Annotated in this window: 16 protein-coding genes; 14 read left to right on the forward strand and 2 right to left on the reverse strand. The window is 64.0% G+C overall.

The features are described 5' to 3' along the window. The first annotated feature begins 193 nt into the window (after positions 1-193). Positions 194-910, forward strand: a complete 717-nt coding sequence (locus tag AC2T4A_RS04090) for a carbonic anhydrase (protein ID WP_170858109.1) — start codon at positions 194-196, stop codon at positions 908-910. A gap of 196 nt (positions 911-1,106) precedes the next feature. Beyond that, the gene (locus AC2T4A_RS04095) at positions 1,107-2,642 is read left to right on the forward strand and encodes a SulP family inorganic anion transporter (protein WP_486742773.1); all 1,536 of its coding nucleotides are present in this window, start codon (positions 1,107-1,109) and stop codon (positions 2,640-2,642) included. Positions 2,643-2,645: 3 nt separating this feature from the next. On the opposite strand, the gene AC2T4A_RS04100 is transcribed toward AC2T4A_RS04095, so the two are convergent. Next, entirely contained in the window at positions 2,646-3,290 is a 645-nt protein-coding gene (locus AC2T4A_RS04100; protein WP_416743967.1) for a hypothetical protein, read from the reverse strand. Positions 3,291-3,707: 417 nt separating this feature from the next. Between AC2T4A_RS04100 and coxB the strand changes: the two genes are divergently transcribed. From coxB to AC2T4A_RS04120, 4 genes are all read left to right on the forward strand, one after another. Then, positions 3,708-4,832: a cytochrome c oxidase subunit II gene (coxB, locus tag AC2T4A_RS04105; RefSeq protein ID WP_416743969.1), complete on the forward strand. Its 1,125-nt coding sequence runs from the start codon at positions 3,708-3,710 to the stop codon at positions 4,830-4,832. A gap of 10 nt (positions 4,833-4,842) precedes the next feature. Further along, on the forward strand, positions 4,843-6,438 hold the full coding sequence (ctaD, locus tag AC2T4A_RS04110) for a cytochrome c oxidase subunit I (protein WP_017517728.1): 1,596 nt from the start codon (positions 4,843-4,845) through the stop codon (positions 6,436-6,438). A 109-nt stretch (positions 6,439-6,547) separates the two neighbouring features. Beyond that, entirely contained in the window at positions 6,548-7,105 is a 558-nt protein-coding gene (locus AC2T4A_RS04115; protein WP_081518891.1) for a cytochrome c oxidase assembly protein, read from the forward strand. Positions 7,106-7,127: 22 nt separating this feature from the next. After that, positions 7,128-8,015: a cytochrome c oxidase subunit 3 gene (locus tag AC2T4A_RS04120; RefSeq protein WP_416743972.1), complete on the forward strand. Its 888-nt coding sequence runs from the start codon at positions 7,128-7,130 to the stop codon at positions 8,013-8,015. Positions 8,016-8,122: 107 nt separating this feature from the next. Here the strand turns inward: AC2T4A_RS04120 and AC2T4A_RS04125 are convergent, their stop codons facing one another. After that, on the reverse strand, positions 8,123-8,332 hold the full coding sequence (locus tag AC2T4A_RS04125; RefSeq protein WP_015474903.1) for a twin transmembrane helix small protein: 210 nt from the start codon (positions 8,330-8,332) through the stop codon (positions 8,123-8,125). Between the two features lie 44 nt (positions 8,333-8,376). On the opposite strand from AC2T4A_RS04125, the gene AC2T4A_RS04130 reads away from it, so the two are divergent. The 8 genes from AC2T4A_RS04130 to AC2T4A_RS04165 all read left to right on the forward strand — a co-directional run bounded on the left by AC2T4A_RS04130 (position 8,377) and on the right by AC2T4A_RS04165 (position 16,272). Next, positions 8,377-9,156, forward strand: coding sequence for an SURF1 family protein (locus tag AC2T4A_RS04130; RefSeq protein WP_478376877.1), 780 nt, complete (start codon positions 8,377-8,379; stop codon positions 9,154-9,156). Further along, complete coding sequence (locus AC2T4A_RS04135) at positions 9,134-9,697, forward strand: hypothetical protein (RefSeq protein WP_486742774.1); 564 nt, start codon at positions 9,134-9,136, stop codon at positions 9,695-9,697. The genes AC2T4A_RS04130 and AC2T4A_RS04135 overlap by 23 nt, the downstream gene beginning before the upstream one ends. 187 nt (positions 9,698-9,884) lie before the next feature. After that, entirely contained in the window at positions 9,885-10,958 is a 1,074-nt protein-coding gene (locus tag AC2T4A_RS04140) for a COX15/CtaA family protein (protein WP_486742775.1), read from the forward strand. 79 nt (positions 10,959-11,037) lie between these two features. Next, positions 11,038-11,940, forward strand: coding sequence for a heme o synthase (gene cyoE, locus AC2T4A_RS04145; RefSeq protein WP_486742776.1), 903 nt, complete (start codon positions 11,038-11,040; stop codon positions 11,938-11,940). Between the two features lie 133 nt (positions 11,941-12,073). After that, the gene (locus AC2T4A_RS04150; protein WP_416743982.1) at positions 12,074-12,709 is read left to right on the forward strand and encodes an SCO family protein; all 636 of its coding nucleotides are present in this window, start codon (positions 12,074-12,076) and stop codon (positions 12,707-12,709) included. Between the two features lie 630 nt (positions 12,710-13,339). Then, complete coding sequence (locus tag AC2T4A_RS04155) at positions 13,340-14,458, forward strand: Re/Si-specific NAD(P)(+) transhydrogenase subunit alpha (RefSeq protein WP_486742777.1); 1,119 nt, start codon at positions 13,340-13,342, stop codon at positions 14,456-14,458. Positions 14,459-14,519: 61 nt separating this feature from the next. Continuing rightward, positions 14,520-14,834, forward strand: coding sequence for an NAD(P) transhydrogenase subunit alpha part 2 (locus tag AC2T4A_RS04160; protein WP_015474896.1), 315 nt, complete (start codon positions 14,520-14,522; stop codon positions 14,832-14,834). Position 14,835: 1 nt separating this feature from the next. Continuing rightward, on the forward strand, positions 14,836-16,272 hold the full coding sequence (locus AC2T4A_RS04165; protein ID WP_088420512.1) for an NAD(P)(+) transhydrogenase (Re/Si-specific) subunit beta: 1,437 nt from the start codon (positions 14,836-14,838) through the stop codon (positions 16,270-16,272). Positions 16,273-16,361: the final 89 nt, after the last annotated feature.

A 16,361-nucleotide genomic window follows, 5' to 3' on the forward strand; every position in this document is an offset into this window, starting at 1 on the left:
TGTCGGCGAAACATCATGCAAAAGCTCATTCCAGAGCGGTTTTTTAATTTTGGTTTAATCTTCGTTGTCTAGGGTTTGCGCATAAAGTGACTAACCGGTCACGCCAGATTTTTTCCCACGCCTGTGTCTTTTCTCCCTAGGGAGAGCGTCGGCTGACGTGGGAAAATTCTTCGTCATTCTTCGAGGCTGATACATGAACGACAAAACGCACGGTGAGGATCACGCCCACGAATCTGCTGACGAGGCGCTGCGCCATATCGTCGAGGGCTTCCGCCAGTTCCGCCATGAGGTCTTCCCGCAGCAGGAAGAACTGTTCAAGAAACTGGCCCACGCGCAGAACCCGCGCGCCATGTTCATCACCTGTGCCGACTCGCGCATCGTCCCGGAGCTGATCACCCAGAGCTCGCCGGGCGACCTGTTCGTCACCCGTAACGTGGGCAACGTGGTCCCGCCGTACGGCCAGATGAACGGCGGCGTTTCCACCGCCATCGAGTTCGCGGTAATGGCGCTGGGTGTGCAGCACATCATCGTCTGCGGCCACTCCGACTGTGGCGCGATGAAGGCGGTGCTGGCGCCGCAGACACTGGAAGGCATGCCCACGGTAAAAGCCTGGCTGCGCCATGCCGAAGTGGCTCGCACCGTGGTCGCGCAGACCTGCGGCTGCGCCACCCAGGAGCACCTGGGCGTGCTGACCGAAGAGAACGTGGTGGCCCAGCTCGACCATCTGAAGACCCACCCGTCCGTGGCGGCGCGCCTGGCTTCCGGCCAGCTGTTCATCCATGGCTGGGTGTATGACATCGAGACCAGCGCCATCAAGGCCTACGACGCCCAGGAAGGCCGCTTCCGCGCCCTCGACGGCGAAGGCCCGACGCCGAGTGCGACCCCGCGCCCGCGCTACTCCCCCCAATAAGCGGCTGATACCAGTACGCTCCGGGGCGCGGCGGCCCAGCAGAACAAACGCCGCGCCCCGCTTCTGACTTGATCCCTGCCTGAGGCGTACGCCCCCACCGCGTTCGCCATCCCTCTGAATTGCGCGTGTCGATGCGGTCGAGACCGGCGTCGTGGGCTTTCGCGCGCCCGAAAAATGCTTGAAGGAGAACAGCGCCATGTCGGCTTCCCACTCTGTTCCATGCGGACTTTCCCAGCTGCGCCAAGCGCTGCCGCGCGACCTGCTCGCGTCGGTGGTGGTCTTTCTCGTCGCCCTGCCGTTGTGCATGGGCATCGCCATCGCCTCGGGCATACCGCCGGCCAAGGGCCTGGTGACTGGCATAATCGGTGGCCTGGTGGTCGGCTTCCTCGCCGGCTCGCCCTTGCAGGTCAGCGGCCCGGCGGCGGGCCTCGCCGTGCTGGTCTTCGAACTGGTGCGTACCCATGGCATTGCCATGCTCGGACCGATCCTGCTGCTGGCCGGCGCGCTGCAACTGCTGGCGGGAAGGCTGCGTCTGGGCTGCTGGTTCCGCGTGACCTCGCCAGCGGTGGTCTACGGCATGCTCGCGGGCATCGGCATCCTTATCGTGCTATCGCAGGTCCACGTCATGCTGGACCTCAAGCCGCAGGCATCCGGGCTGGACAACCTGCTGGCCTTCCCCTCGGCACTGCTGTCCGAAGCCCGCGGTTTCGATGCGGCGCTGCTCGGGCTCGGCACCATGGCCTGCATGGCGCTATGGGACCGCTTCAAGCCGGGCCGGTTGCGCATGCTGCCCGGTGCGCTGATTGGCGTGAGCCTGGCGACGTTGGTGTGCATCGCACTGCAGCTCGATGTGCTGCGGGTGAGCGTGCCGGAGAACCTCGGCGACGCCGTCGACTGGGTCCGCCCGAGCGACCTTGCTGCGCTGCTCGACCCGACGCTTTTGCTGGCCGCCGTGGTGGTGGCCTTCATCGCCAGCGCCGAGACGTTGCTCTCCGCCGCAGCGGTGGACCGCATGCACACCGGCCCACGCTCGGACATGGACCGCGAACTGAGCGCCCAGGGCGTGGGCAATATGCTCTGCGGGCTGGTCGGTGCGCTGCCGATGACCGGGGTGATTGTGCGCAGTTCGGCCAATGTGCAGGCCGGTGCGCGCAGCCGCGCCTCGGCGATCTTCCATGGGTTGTGGCTGCTGGCATTCGTCGTGCTGCTGGGCGGGTTGCTGCGGCAGATTCCCATCGCCAGCCTGGCCGGCGTGCTGGTCTACACCGGGATCAAGCTGGTGGACCTCAAGGCGCTGCGCTCGCTGGGCCGTTACGGGCGGATGCCAGTGCTGGTGCACGCGGCGACCGCGCTGGCCATCGTCGCCACCGATCTGCTGACGGGTGTGCTGCTGGGCTTCGCGCTGACGGTACTGAAGCTGGTATTCAAGGCGGCGCGGCTGAAGATCAACCTGCGCTATGACGGCCAGGGCAACGGTGCCGAGCTGCGTCTGGTCGGCGCTGCCACCTTCCTCAAGGTGCCGGCGCTGTCCCAGGCGTTGCAATCGGTGAAGCCAGGCACGCACCTGCGCGTACCGCTGCAACACCTGAGCTACATCGACCACGCGTGCATGGAGTTACTGGACGACTGGGGCCGCAGCGCCGCGGCCAGCGATTGCCGGCTATCCATTGAGGGCAACGGCCTGCGCCGCCGTGTGGAAGGCCGGGTGCGCGCGCTGCAGAGTGGCGGCTGAGCCTCAGTCGCGGCCCAGTTCCAGCTCCACACCGAACTGCCGAGACAGGCACGGCCACTGCTGCCAGGCCATGACCACCTGCGGATCATTGAGGCGGGCACGGTAGCTGACGGCGGACTCGGCACTGAAGGTACTGTCGTCGAGCATGCCATTGACCGCATGGTGCACCGCTTCATCCAGTTGGTTGGCGAAGGGTTCGCCGATCAGTTGGTGCGCCACCAGGTTCGCCACCGTGGTGTCCAGCGGGATCAGCGGCTGGTTGAAGTGGGCGATGTAGCGGTCGTTCACCTCTTCCACCAGGCGATGGGCGAGGTAGGCCTCGTCCAGCAGTGCGTCGAGGCCATCATGGCCGTCGAGCAGCGCGGGCGGGGTGAGGAAGAACTGTTCGGCAAGCTTGAGCACCGGCTTGATGCGGTCCTCGATGCCGGCCGCGCGGGCCACCGAGTTGGCGGCGTCGAGGAAGTCCGGCACCTGTTCGATGTAAGCATGGACGAAGCGCGTCAGCGTGCCGCTGGGGTCCTCCCCCGTCAGGGCGATGCTCTTGTGCAGGCTTTGCAGTTGGCTCTGGATCAGGCGGGCGAGATGGCCGTGGCGGGATTCGAGCAGGTGGGCATTCCGGATCAGCTCACGCAGTGCAGCGGTGTTCATGACAACTCCAAGACAACGGGTTTGGAAAGTGAAGAAAGACCTTAGCCGCACCCGGGGCGCAGCTAAGACGCGATTGTCATATTCATGAACTGGTTATGCCGGCACGGCATATCAGACCGCCAGCATGGTACTCCAAACCCGCGCCATCCGTGGCCTTGAGATCGCACTTCGGTCTTTCAAACACAGTTTTTACTCTGCGTTGTTATGTCGCAACCCGTGGCTATACTCCGCTTCGACACACCGAAAACCTGATGGACCCGGCCTGCCCTGCGTGCTGCCGAGGTAAGACGTCAAAGTAAGTTGTCTTGGCGGTCACTCCCTTGGCCGTTGGCTTGTTCAGGCTCGAACCCTCTGCAATGGGGATCGCAGCCAGGGCGCTATGCCGGCGGGATAAAAACAACGATAAGGGGAACCCGAATGCTGCGACATCCACGAGTCTGGATGGGCTTCCTTTTGCTCTTGGCTTTCAGTCAGGCAAACGCCGCCTGGACGGTCAACATGGCCCCCGGTGCGACAGAAGTCAGCCGTAATGTTTTCGATCTGCACATGACGATCTTCTGGATCTGCGTGGTCATTGGCATCGTCGTCTTTGGCGCGATGTTCTGGTCGATGATCGTCCACCGCCGGTCCACCGGGCAGCAGCCCGCGCATTTCCACGAGAGCACCACGGTGGAAATCCTCTGGACCGTCATTCCCTTCCTGATCCTGGTGGTGATGGCCGTTCCGGCCACCAAGACGCTGATCCACATGTACGACACCTCGGAGCCCGAGCTGGACGTGCAGGTCACCGGTTACCAGTGGAAGTGGCAGTACAAGTACCTGGGCCAGGACGTGGAGTTCTTCTCCAACCTCGCCACGCCCCAGGACCAGATCCACAACAAGGCCGATAAGGACGAGCACTACCTGCTCGAAGTGGACAACCCGCTGGTGCTGCCGGCCGGGGTCAAGGTGCGTTTCCTGGTCACCTCCAGCGACGTGATCCACTCCTGGTGGGTGCCGGCCTTCGCGGTCAAGCGCGACGCCATTCCCGGCTTCGTCAACGAGGCCTGGACCAAGGTCGACCAGCCCGGCGTCTACCGCGGCCAATGCGCCGAGCTGTGCGGCAAGGACCACGGCTTCATGCCCATTGTCGTCGACGTGAAGTCCAAGCCCGACTTCGATAAGTGGCTGGCCGAACGCAAGGAAGAAGCCGCCAAGCTCAAGGAGCTGACCAGCAAGGAGTGGACGAAGGAAGAGCTGGTCGCCCGTGGCGACAAGGTCTACCACACCGTCTGCGCCGCGTGTCACCAGCCCGAAGGCCAGGGCATGCCGCCCATGTTCCCGGCGCTCAAGGGCTCGAAGATCGTCACCGGGCCGAAGGAGCACCACCTGGAGACCGTCTTCAACGGCGTCAGCGGCACCGCGATGGCGGCCTTCGGCAAGCAGCTCTCGGAAGTGGATATCGCTTCGGTGATCACCTACGAGCGCAATGCCTGGGGCAACAACGACGGCGACATGGTGACCCCGCAAGAAGTGGTCGCCTACAAGCAGAAACAACAATAAGGAGGCCGCGATGAGTACAGTGATCGATCACCCCGACCATTCTCACGCCGGCGACCACCACCACGGCCCCGCCAAGGGCCTGATGCGCTGGGTACTGACCACCAACCACAAGGACATCGGCACGCTGTACCTGTGGTTCAGCTTCTGCGCCTTCCTGCTGGGCGGCTCCTTCGCCATGGTGATCCGCGCCGAACTGTTCCAGCCGGGCCTGCAGATCGTCGAGCCGGCGTTCTTCAACCAGATGACCACCATGCACGGCCTGGTGATGGTCTTCGGTGCCGTGATGCCGGCCTTCGTCGGCCTGGCCAACTGGATGGTGCCGCTGATGATCGGCGCGCCGGACATGGCTCTGCCACGCATGAACAACTTCAGCTTCTGGCTGCTGCCGGCTGCCTTCGGCCTGCTGGTGAGCACCCTGTTCATGCCCGGCGGCGGCCCGAACTTCGGCTGGACCTTCTACGCACCGCTCTCGACGACCTTCGCGCCACACAGCGTGACCTTCTTCATCTTCGCCATCCACCTGATGGGCATGAGTTCGATCATGGGCGCGATCAACGTCATCGCCACCATCCTCAACCTGCGTGCCCCGGGCATGACGCTGATGAAGATGCCGCTGTTCGTCTGGACCTGGCTGATCACCGCCTTCCTGCTGATCGCGGTGATGCCGGTGCTGGCAGGTTGCGTGACGATGATGCTGATGGACATCCACTTCGGCACCAGCTTCTTCAGCGCGGCAGGCGGCGGTGACCCGGTGCTGTTCCAGCACGTGTTCTGGTTCTTCGGCCACCCCGAGGTGTACATCATGATCCTGCCGGCGTTCGGCGCTGTCAGCTCGATCATCCCGGCCTTCAGCCGCAAGCCGCTGTTCGGTTACACCTCGATGGTCTACGCCACCGCCTCGATCGCCTTCCTGTCCTTTGTCGTGTGGGCGCACCACATGTTCGTGGTGGGCATTCCGCTGGTGGGCGAGCTGTTCTTCATGTACGCGACCATGCTGATCGCCGTGCCCACCGGGGTGAAGGTGTTCAACTGGGCGTCGACCATGTGGCAGGGTTCGCTGACCTTCGAGACGCCGATGCTGTTCGCCGTGGCCTTCGTCATCCTGTTCACCATCGGCGGCTTCTCCGGGCTGATGCTGGCCATCGCCCCGGCGGACTTCCAGTACCAGGACACCTACTTCGTGGTGGCGCACTTCCACTACGTGCTGGTGCCCGGCGCGATCTTCGGCATCTTTGCCTCGGCCTACTACTGGCTGCCGAAGTGGACCGGCCACATGTACGACGAGACCCTGGGCAAGCTGCACTTCTGGATGAGCTTCATCGGCATGAACCTGGCGTTCTTCCCGATGCACTTCGTCGGGCTTGCCGGCATGCCGCGACGGATTCCGGACTACAACCTGCAGTTCGCCGACTTCAACATGGTCTCGTCCATCGGCGCCTTCATGTTCGGCACCACGCAGTTGCTGTTCCTGTTCATCGTCATCAAGTGCATCAAGGGCGGCAAGCCGGCACCGGCCAAGCCGTGGGATGGCGCGGAAGGCCTGGAGTGGACGATTCCCTCGCCCGCGCCCTACCACACCTTCACCACGCCGCCCGAGGTGAAGTGACGAACTGGCTCTTGTAGGAGCGAGCTTGCTCGCGAACCGGCCTCCCCCGCAGGCCATGGCTTCAAGTGGTTCGCGAGCAAGCTCGCTCCTACGAAAAGAGGACAACAAGATGAGCGACGGCAACATCGAAACGCGCAAGCTGGTAACCCGGCTGGTCATTGCCGTGGTCGCCATGTTCGCCTTCGGCTTCGCCCTGGTGCCGCTGTACGACGTGATGTGCAAGGCGCTGGGCATCAACGGCAAGACCTCCGGCAGCGCCTACCAGGGCGACGGCCAGGTGGTCGATCAGTCGCGCGAGGTGAAGATCCAGTTCGTCGCCAACAACAACATCGACATGGTCTGGGAGTTCCACCCCGAGGCCGAACAATTGGTGGTGCATCCCGGCGCGGTGAACCAGATGCTGTTCGTCGCCTACAACCCCACCGACAAACCGATGACCGCCCAGGCGATCCCGAGCATCGCGCCGTCGGTGGCGGCCACCTACTTCCACAAGACCGAATGCTTCTGTTTCACCCAGCAGGTGCTGCAGCCGGGCGAGCGCATCGAAATGCCGGTGCGTTTCATCGTCGACCGCGACCTGCCCAAGGATGTGCGTCACCTGACGCTTGCTTACACGCTGTTCGACATCACTGCCCGCAAGCCACCCGTGGCCAGTAACGAGCGCTGAAGGGCAAAGGAGAACAAGAGAGATGGCAACCCACGATCCCTATTACGTCCCCGCGCAGAGCAAGTGGCCGATCATCGCCACCCTCGGCATGCTGGTGACGATGTTTGGCGTCGGCACCTGGATGAACGACATGAGCGCCGGCAAGGAACACTCCCACGGCCCGTGGATCTTCTTCGCCGGCGGGCTGATCCTGGCGTACATGCTGTTCGGCTGGTTCGGCAACGTCATCAAGGAAAGCCGCGGCGGGCTCTACAGCCCGCAGATGGACCGCTCGTTCCGCTGGGGCATGAGCTGGTTCATCTTCTCCGAGGTGATGTTCTTTGCCGCCTTCTTCGGCGCGCTGTTCTACGTGCGCCACTTCGTCAACCCATGGCTGGGTGGCGAAGGCCACCACGGCATCTCGCATATGCTCTGGCCGCAGTTCGAAACCGGCTGGCCGCAGTTGAACAACCCGGACAACAAGCTCTTCCCGCCGCCCAAGGAAGTGATCGATCCGTGGAAGCTGCCGCTGATCAACACCCTGCTGCTGGTCACCTCCAGCTTCACCGTGACCTTCGCCCACCATGCGCTGAAGAAGAACCACCGCGGCCCGCTGAAGATGTGGCTCGCGCTGACCGTGGCACTGGGCGCGTGCTTCATCGTGCTGCAGGCCTACGAATACCACGAGGCCTATAGCGAGCTGGGCCTGACCCTGGGCTCGGGCATCTACGGCGCGACCTTCTTCATGCTCACAGGCTTCCACGGCGCCCACGTGACCATCGGCGCGATCATGCTGAGCATCATGCTGATCCGCATCATCCGCGGGCACTTCGACGCCGACAAACACTTCGGCTTCGAGGCGGCCAGCTGGTACTGGCACTTCGTCGACGTGGTGTGGATCGGGCTGTTCATCTTCGTTTACGTGCTGTGAGGCGAGAGGGACCTGTAGGAGCGAGCTTGCTCGCGAACGCTTTTCCCTGATGCCTCAGGGGTGTGCGGTTCGCGAGCAAGCTCGCTCCTACGAAAAGCAATGCGGGATCAGAAATGCCAGGGGGCGGAGCTGCCGAGTTGGCCGCTGAAGAAACCCCAGGCGATGAGAGCGACGGTCAGGGCAGTCAGGGTGACACGCACGGTCAGCGCGTTGACCACCCGCGAGCCGTGGCCCTCGTCCTTGACCAGAAAGAACAGGCCACTGAACAGACTGACGACGGTCGCCAGCAACAACAGAACGATCGCAGCTTTGAGCACTACCGGCCTCCTGTCCGCAGGGGACTGGGGTTGAGGGGGATGTCTTGCAGTATAGCCAGCACGCATCTGAGCACCGGCCCGATCCCGCGCAGGGAAGCCGCGCCACGCGCGCCTTCCGGCCCGGTATCGCGCCGACCCTGGTGGTCCTCGCGCTGCTGCCGGTGCTGATCGGCCTGGGCTTCTGGCAACTGTCCCGCGCCGCCGAGAAACGTACCCTCCTCGCCGCCGCCGAAGTGCAGCGCCAGCAGGACCCGATCAGCATCGCCGAACTGGAACGCCAACCGCCGCGCAGCTACGTTCGTGTGCGCCTGCAGGGCCAGCTCGACGCCGAACATACCGCCCTGCTCGACAACCGCACCCGCAACGGCCAGGCCGGCGTCGAGGTGCTGCAACCCTTCTTCGACCGCGTCGGCCACCAGTGGCTGCTGGTCAATCGCGGCTGGGTGCCCTGGCCCGACCGCCGCGTGCCGCCGAAGATCGATACCCCCAGCCACGACCTGTTGCTGGATGCCTGGACCTACGCCCCGCTGTCCACCGGCCCGAGCGCTCCGCTCGCCGGCTGGCCACGTCTGATCACCCAGGTGGACGCCCCTTTCCTGTGGGATCAGTTGGGCCGCGAAGGCAGCCCGCTGGAAATCCGCCTGGAGCCGGGCGACGCCGCCTTCGACACCGACTGGCCGATCGTCGCCATGCCACCGGAGCGCCACGTCGGCTACGCCGTGCAGTGGTTCGCCCTGGCCATCGCACTCTCCGCCCTCTACCTCTACCTCGGCATCCGTCGCGCACGGGAGACCTTCGACCATGACCGCCATGACTCTGCCTGACTCCTCCGCCCGCCGCCGCGGGCGCGTGCAACTGCTGCTGATCCTCGGCATGGTGCTGGGGCCGATGCTGCTCGCCACCGCGATGTACAAGCTGCAGTTCTGGGTGCCGGAAGGCCGCAGTTACAGCGGCGACCTGATCGCCACCGGGCAGACCCCGGCCGATCTGGGCGTGCAGGCCGACAAGTCGAGCGAGCATTGGCAACTGTTGGTCACCGCGCCGGAAAGCTGCACCAGCGACTGCCAGCAACTGGTCTACCTGGCCCGCCAGATCAACATCGGCCTGGGCCGCGAAGCCAGCCGCGCCGAACACGCGCTGGCCTTCGCCAAACCGCTGCCAGCCGAGTTCACGGGGTTGCTCGAAAAGGACTACCCACGCCTGCAACGCCTGGGCCTGACGCCCAACCAGCACACCGGCGCCCAACCGCAGCTGTGGATCGTCGACCCCCACGGCAACCTGGTGCTGCGCTACGACGCCAAGGCCAACGGCAAGTCGATCCTCAAGGACCTGCAGTTGCTGCTGAAGCTGTCCAACATCGGTTAAGAACCTGTTTACGATCTCGCGAGCTAGAGCAGAACAAGGCAAAAGCGGGCTAAAAAAGCGGAGTTTACGCGGCGTAAATGAGCATTTTTCAGCCCGCTTTTAACGCAGTTATGCCGACGCGCAGCAGATCGTAAACAGGTTCTAAGAGCTCGCCAGCCTCAGACAACAACAAGATCGGGAGCGACGCATGATCCAGGCAAGACGCAAACCCGCCTTCTACCTCGCCGTGCTGGCCACGGCGCTGGCCTTCGTGGTCATCCTGCTGGGCGCCTACACCCGCCTGACCCACGCCGGCCTCGGCTGCCCGGACTGGCCCGGCTGCTACGGCTTCGTCCACGTGCCGCTGAACGAGGCGCAACTCGCTCATGCCGAGATGCACTTCCCCGACTCGCCGGTGGAGGCGCAGAAGGGCTGGAACGAAATGATCCACCGCTACTTCGCCGGCAGCCTCGGCCTGCTGATCCTCGGGCTGGCGGTCCACGCACTGGCGCGGCGTGGCCGTGACGGCCAACCGATGCGCCTGCCGCTGGTACTGCTCGCGGTGGTGATCGCCCAGGCGGCATTTGGCATGTGGACCGTCACCCTCAAACTCTGGCCGCAGGTGGTCACCGCGCATCTGCTCGGAGGCTTCACCACGCTGTCGCTGCTGTTCCTGCTCAGCCTGCGCCTGTCCGGCGCCTTCGCCCCGCTGCAACTGCCTTCAAAATTGCGCGCGCTGGCGGCGCTGGCCCTGCTGATGGTGATCGGGCAGATCGCCCTGGGCGGCTGGGTCAGCAGCAACTACGCGGCAGTGGCCTGCATCGACCTGCCGATGTGCCACGGCGAGTGGTGGCCGAACATGGACTTCGCCAACGGCTTCCACCTTACCCAGCACATCGGCCCGAATTATCTCGGTGGCCAACTCGACAGCGACGCCCGTACCGCCATCCACATGACCCACCGCATGGGCGCGCTGGGCGTGACGGCGGTGATCCTGCTGCTGGCCTGGAACCTCCAGCGCCACGGGCTGATCGGCATTACCGCACTGATGCTGCTGGGGCTGTCCTTGCAGATCGGCCTGGGGATCAGCAACGTGCTGCTGCACCTGCCGCTGCCGGTGGCAGTGGCGCACAACGGCGGCGGCGCTTTCCTGCTGCTGATGCTGGTGCTGGTGAATTACCGGGTGCGCGCGCCCGCGGCGAAACGTGTCGAGCTGCCCGCCAGCGGCCCGATTGCCCTGGACGCTCTGGAGCGCCCGGTGGCCTATCCCTCGCAAGGATGAAACAAGCTTGAGCACGACGGCCGGCCGGCGCCGAGGCGCGCCGGCCCCATTCCAGAAGTCAGAAGACGGAGAAATGCCCATGGCCAGCGTCATCAGCACTTCCAGCCAAGCCAGCTGGCGCGACCTGTTAGAACTGACCAAACCCAAGGTCGTGCTGCTCATGCTGATCACCTCACTGATCGGCATGCTGCTCGCCACCAAGGCCGGCGTGCCCTGGCAGGTGCTGGTGTTCGGCAACCTCGGCATCGGCCTGTGCGCCGGCGGCGCGGCGGCGGTGAACCATGTGGTGGACCGCCGCATCGACTCGATCATGGCGCGTACCCACAAGCGCCCGCTGGCCGAAGGACGCGTTTCGCCACCCATCGCTCTGGGCTTCGCCATGCTGCTGTCGGTGGCCGGGATGGCCGTCCTGCTGGTCTTCACCAATGCGCTGACGGCCTGGCTGACACTGGCTTCGCTGCTGGGCTACGCGGCGCTCTACACCGGTTTTCTCAAGCGCGCCACGCCGCAGAACATCGTCATCGGCGGCCTCGCCGGCGCCGCCCCGCCGCTGCTGGGCTGGGTTGCGGTAACGGGGCAGATTTCCGCCGAACCGCTGCTGCTGGTACTCATCATCTTCGCCTGGACGCCGCCGCACTTCTGGGCGCTGTGCCTGCACCGCAAGGACGAGTACGCCAAGGCTGACATCCCGATGCTGCCGGTGACCCACGGCGAGCACTACACCAAGCTGCACATCCTGCTCTACACCCTGGTGCTGTTCGCCGTGACGCTGATGCCCTTCGCCATCCACATGGCCGGGCTGGTCTACCTGCTCGCCGCGCTGGCCCTGGGCGCGCGCTTCCTCGACTGGGCCTGGGCGCTCTACTGCGGCAGCCGACCCCATGCGGCGATCAAGACCTTCAAGTACTCTATCGCCTACCTGTTCCTGCTGTTCATCGCGCTGCTGGTGGACCACTACCTGCCGCTGCACCTGAACTATTGAGGGTTCGCGAGCAAGCTCGCTCCTACAGGGGAACTCCGTTTGTAGGAGCGAGCTTGCTCGCGAACATCACCGCCCCCTGCCAACGGCACAAACAGCAACACAAAGCCCAGACGTCCCGACCCACGAGTACCCCATGACCCGAGTCAACAAGACCGTCTTCATCCTCGTCGCCATCGTCGCCCTGATCCTCGGCCTCACCGTCCAGAAGGTGCTCAACCAGCGCCATCAGCTCGACCCGACCGTGCTGCTCGACGCCGGCATCGTGATCCTGCCGCAAACCCGTAGCGTCCCCGACCTGACCTTCACCGACCAGGACGGCCAGCCGTTCCAAACCGCCAGCCTGAAGGACAAGTGGTCCCTGCTGTTCTTCGGCTACACCTTCTGCCCGGACGTCTGCCCCACCACCCTGGCACAACTGCGCGAATTGCAGACCAAGCTGCCGCCGGAAGTGGCGAAGAACCTGCAGGTGGTATTCGTCAGCGTCGACCCGCACCGCGATACCGCGCCGCGCATCAAGGAATACCTCGGCTTCTTCAATGCCGGCTTCAAGGGCATCACCGGCTCGGAAGAAAACGTGCAGAAGCTGGCCAACGCGATGAGCATCCCCTACATCCCGGCGGACACCAGCAAGCCCAACTACACTGTGGATCACAGCGGCAACCTGGTGGTAATCGGCCCGGACGGCACGCAGCACGGCTTCATCCGCGCGCCGCTGCATAACGACAAGCTCGCGGCCCAGTTGCCCAGCGTGATCAGCGCCAACAACTGAGCCACCCGCGACACCGTGTCTCACCCCCAGCGGCCACCCGATAACGGTGGCCGTTGTTTTTTCTGCGTCATTCGTCGTTGTAGCGGACAAACGCGAGCTTTCTGCTAAACCTCTTCTCATGGCTCTGGAACGGTGTAATGCGCGGCCTTGAAGCATCCGGACGAATTTCCTGACCCCGTAGTCAATGTAAAAAATCTGCTACAGGAAATCAGGCATCAGGAATGACTCATACTCCATATTAGAAACATTAATTAACACCTATGCCTGAGCCTGTTGCAGGATTACCGGGCCTTTCGGTGGGCATGGGGAGCCTCTGATGGGTGGTCATTCACGGCGAGGATGACATTTCCGTCCGGTCACAATAGGCAATTAGGCTTAACGCCAGGGCTCACGCGGCCTCGGTGGCGACCGGAAAACTGCGGGTCCAAACGTGACTTGTAGTTATCGCTTCGTACCACTCCAGAACTTCTTGATGCCCTCCAGGTTCGATTGCACAATGCCGCGGCCGCCGGGTCACAACCCGGTCTGAAAACAAGCTCTTAAAACAAAAAATAGACCGTTGCCAGTTCAAAACCCGGGTCGCCAACGTAGTAGCCCGGACCATCCCAGGATCACGCAGGAGATTTGCAAGTGCAGATCGGTGTACCCCTCGAGACCCAAGCCGGTGAGACGCGGGTCGCAGCAACGCCGGAAACGGTCAAGAAACTGATCGGGCAGGGCCATCAGGTCGTCATTCAGAGCGGTGCGGGCGTCAGCGCCAGCCAGCCGGATGCCGCCTATGAAGCCGTTGGCGCGAAGATCGGCACTGCCGCCGATGCCTACGGTTCGGAGCTTGTGCTGAAGGTTGTCGCGCCCAGCGAAAGCGAGCTGGCACAGATGAAGCCGGGTACCGTGCTGATCGGCATGCTCAACCCGTTCAACAACGAGAACATCGCCCGCATGGCCGAACGCGGCGTCACCGCCTTCGCCCTCGAGGCCGCGCCGCGTACTTCCCGCGCGCAGAGCCTGGACGTGCTCTCTTCCCAGGCCAACATCGCCGGCTACAAGGCCGTGTTGCTCGCTGCTCACCATTACCCGCGCTTCATGCCCATGCTGATGACCGCCGCCGGCACCGTTAAGGCCGCCCGCGTGCTGATCCTCGGCGCTGGCGTTGCCGGCCTGCAGGCCATCGCCACGGCCAAGCGCCTGGGTGCGGTGATCGAGGCCTCGGACGTTCGTCCGGCGGTGAAGGAGCAGATCGAGTCCCTGGGCGCCAAGTTCGTCGACGTACCCTACGAGACCGATGAAGAGCGCGAGTGCGCCGAAGGTGTCAGCGGTTATGCCCGACCGATGCCGGCCTCGTGGATGGAGCGCCAGGCCAAGGCCGTGCACGAACGCGCCAAGCAGTCGGACATCGTCATCACCACCGCACTGATTCCTGGCCGCAAGGCGCCGACCCTGCTGCATGAAGCGACTGTCGCCGAGATGAAGCCGGGCTCCGTGGTCATCGACCTCGCGGCATCCCAGGGCGGCAACTGCCCGCTGACCGAGGCCGACCAGGTCGTGGTCAAGCACGGCGTAACCATCGTCGGCCTGAGCAACCTGGCCGCACTGGTACCGGCGGACGCCTCCGCACTCTACGCACGCAACCTGCTCGACTTCCTCAAGCTCACCCTGACCGCCGAAGGCTTCACGGTGAACATGGAAGACGACATCGTCGCCGCGTGCCTGATGTGCCGTGACGGCCAGATCGTGCGCAAGAACGGCTGAGCCCTTCTTATATAAGAACGCGCCGGACCCCGCGTCCGGCCCTGAAGACCGGTGAGAAACTATGGAAGACATGCTGATCTCCCACGGCATCTACAACCTGATCATCTTCGTGCTGGCGATCTACGTCGGCTACCACGTGGTCTGGAACGTCACCCCTGCCCTGCACACCCCGCTGATGGCAGTAACCAACGCCATCTCGGCCATCGTGATCGTTGGCGCCATGCTGGCCGCCGCCCTGACCGTCACTCCGCTGGGCAAGGCCATGGGCACCCTGGCCGTGGCCCTGGCTGCAGTGAATGTGTTCGGTGGCTTCCTGGTCACCCGCCGCATGCTGGAAATGTTCAAGAAAAAAGCGCCGAAGGCGGAGAAGCACTGACATGAGCATGAACCTCGTCACCCTCCTCTACCTCATCGCCTCGGTCTGCTTCATCCAGGCCCTCAAAGGCCTGTCGCACCCGACCACCTCGCGTCGCGGCAACCTGTTCGGCATGATCGGCATGGCCATCGCCGCGCTGACCACCGTCGCACTGGTGTTCAAGATCAGCAGCGAGATCGCCACCACCGGCATCGTCTACGTGATCATCGGCCTGCTGGTCGGCGGCACCGCCGGCTCGATCATGGCCAAGCGCGTCGAGATGACCAAGATGCCGGAACTGGTCGCCTTCATGCACAGCATGATCGGCCTGGCCGCCGTGTTCATCGCCATCGCCGCCGTGGTCGAGCCGCAGTCGCTGGGCATCGTGCAGAACCTGGGCGACACCATCCCCACCGGTAACCGCCTGGAGCTGTTCCTCGGCGCGGCCATCGGCGCCATCACCTTCTCCGGTTCGGTGATCGCCTTCGGCAAGCTGTCGGGCAAATACAAGTTCCGCCTGTTCCAGGGCGCTCCGGTGCAGTTCGCCGGCCAGCACATGCTCAACCTGGTGCTCGGCCTGACCACCCTGGGCCTGGGCCTGCTGTTCATGTTCACCGGCAACCTGACCGCCTTCGTGGTGATGCTGGCCCTGGCGTTCGTCCTCGGCGTGCTGATCATCATCCCGATCGGCGGTGCGGACATGCCCGTGGTCGTGTCGATGCTGAACTCCTACTCGGGCTGGGCCGCGGCCGGTATCGGCTTCTCGCTGAACAACTCGATGCTGATCATCGCCGGCTCCCTGGTGGGCTCCTCGGGCGCGATCCTCTCCTACATCATGTGCAAGGCGATGAACCGCTCGTTCTTCAACGTCATCCTCGGTGGCTTCGGCGCCGAAGCGGACGCTGGCGGCCCGGCCGGTGCCAAGGAAGCCCGCCCGGTGAAATCCGGCTCGGCCGACGACGCCTCCTTCCTGCTGACCAACGCCGACAGCGTGATCATCGTTCCCGGCTACGGCCTGGCGGTGGCCCGTGCCCAGCACGCGCTGATGGAACTGGCCGAGAAGCTGACCCATCGCGGCGTCAACGTGAAGTTCGCCATCCACCCGGTTGCCGGCCGTATGCCGGGCCACATGAACGTCCTGCTGGCCGAGGCCGAAGTGCCTTACGAGCAGGTGTTCGAGATGGAAGACATCAACTCCGAGTTCGGCCAGACCGACGTGGTGCTGGTGCTGGGCGCCAACGACGTGGTGAACCCGGCGGCGAAGAACGATCCGAAGTCGCCGATCGCCGGCATGCCGATCCTCGAGGCCTACAAAGCCAAGACCGTGATCGTCAACAAGCGCTCGATGGCCAGCGGCTACGCCGGCCTGGACAACGAACTGTTCTACCTGGACAAGACCATGATGGTCTTCGGCGACGCCAAGAAAGTCATCGAAGACATGGTCAAGGCCGTCGAATAAGTCGACCGCTGATCCAAAAGACACCGGCCTTGCGCCGGTGTCTTGCTTTCGGGCAACACGAAAAGCGCTGGACATTGGTAGTAAGAAGG

It is taken from the genome of Pseudomonas sp. PVC-3-1, from assembly GCF_057444315.1.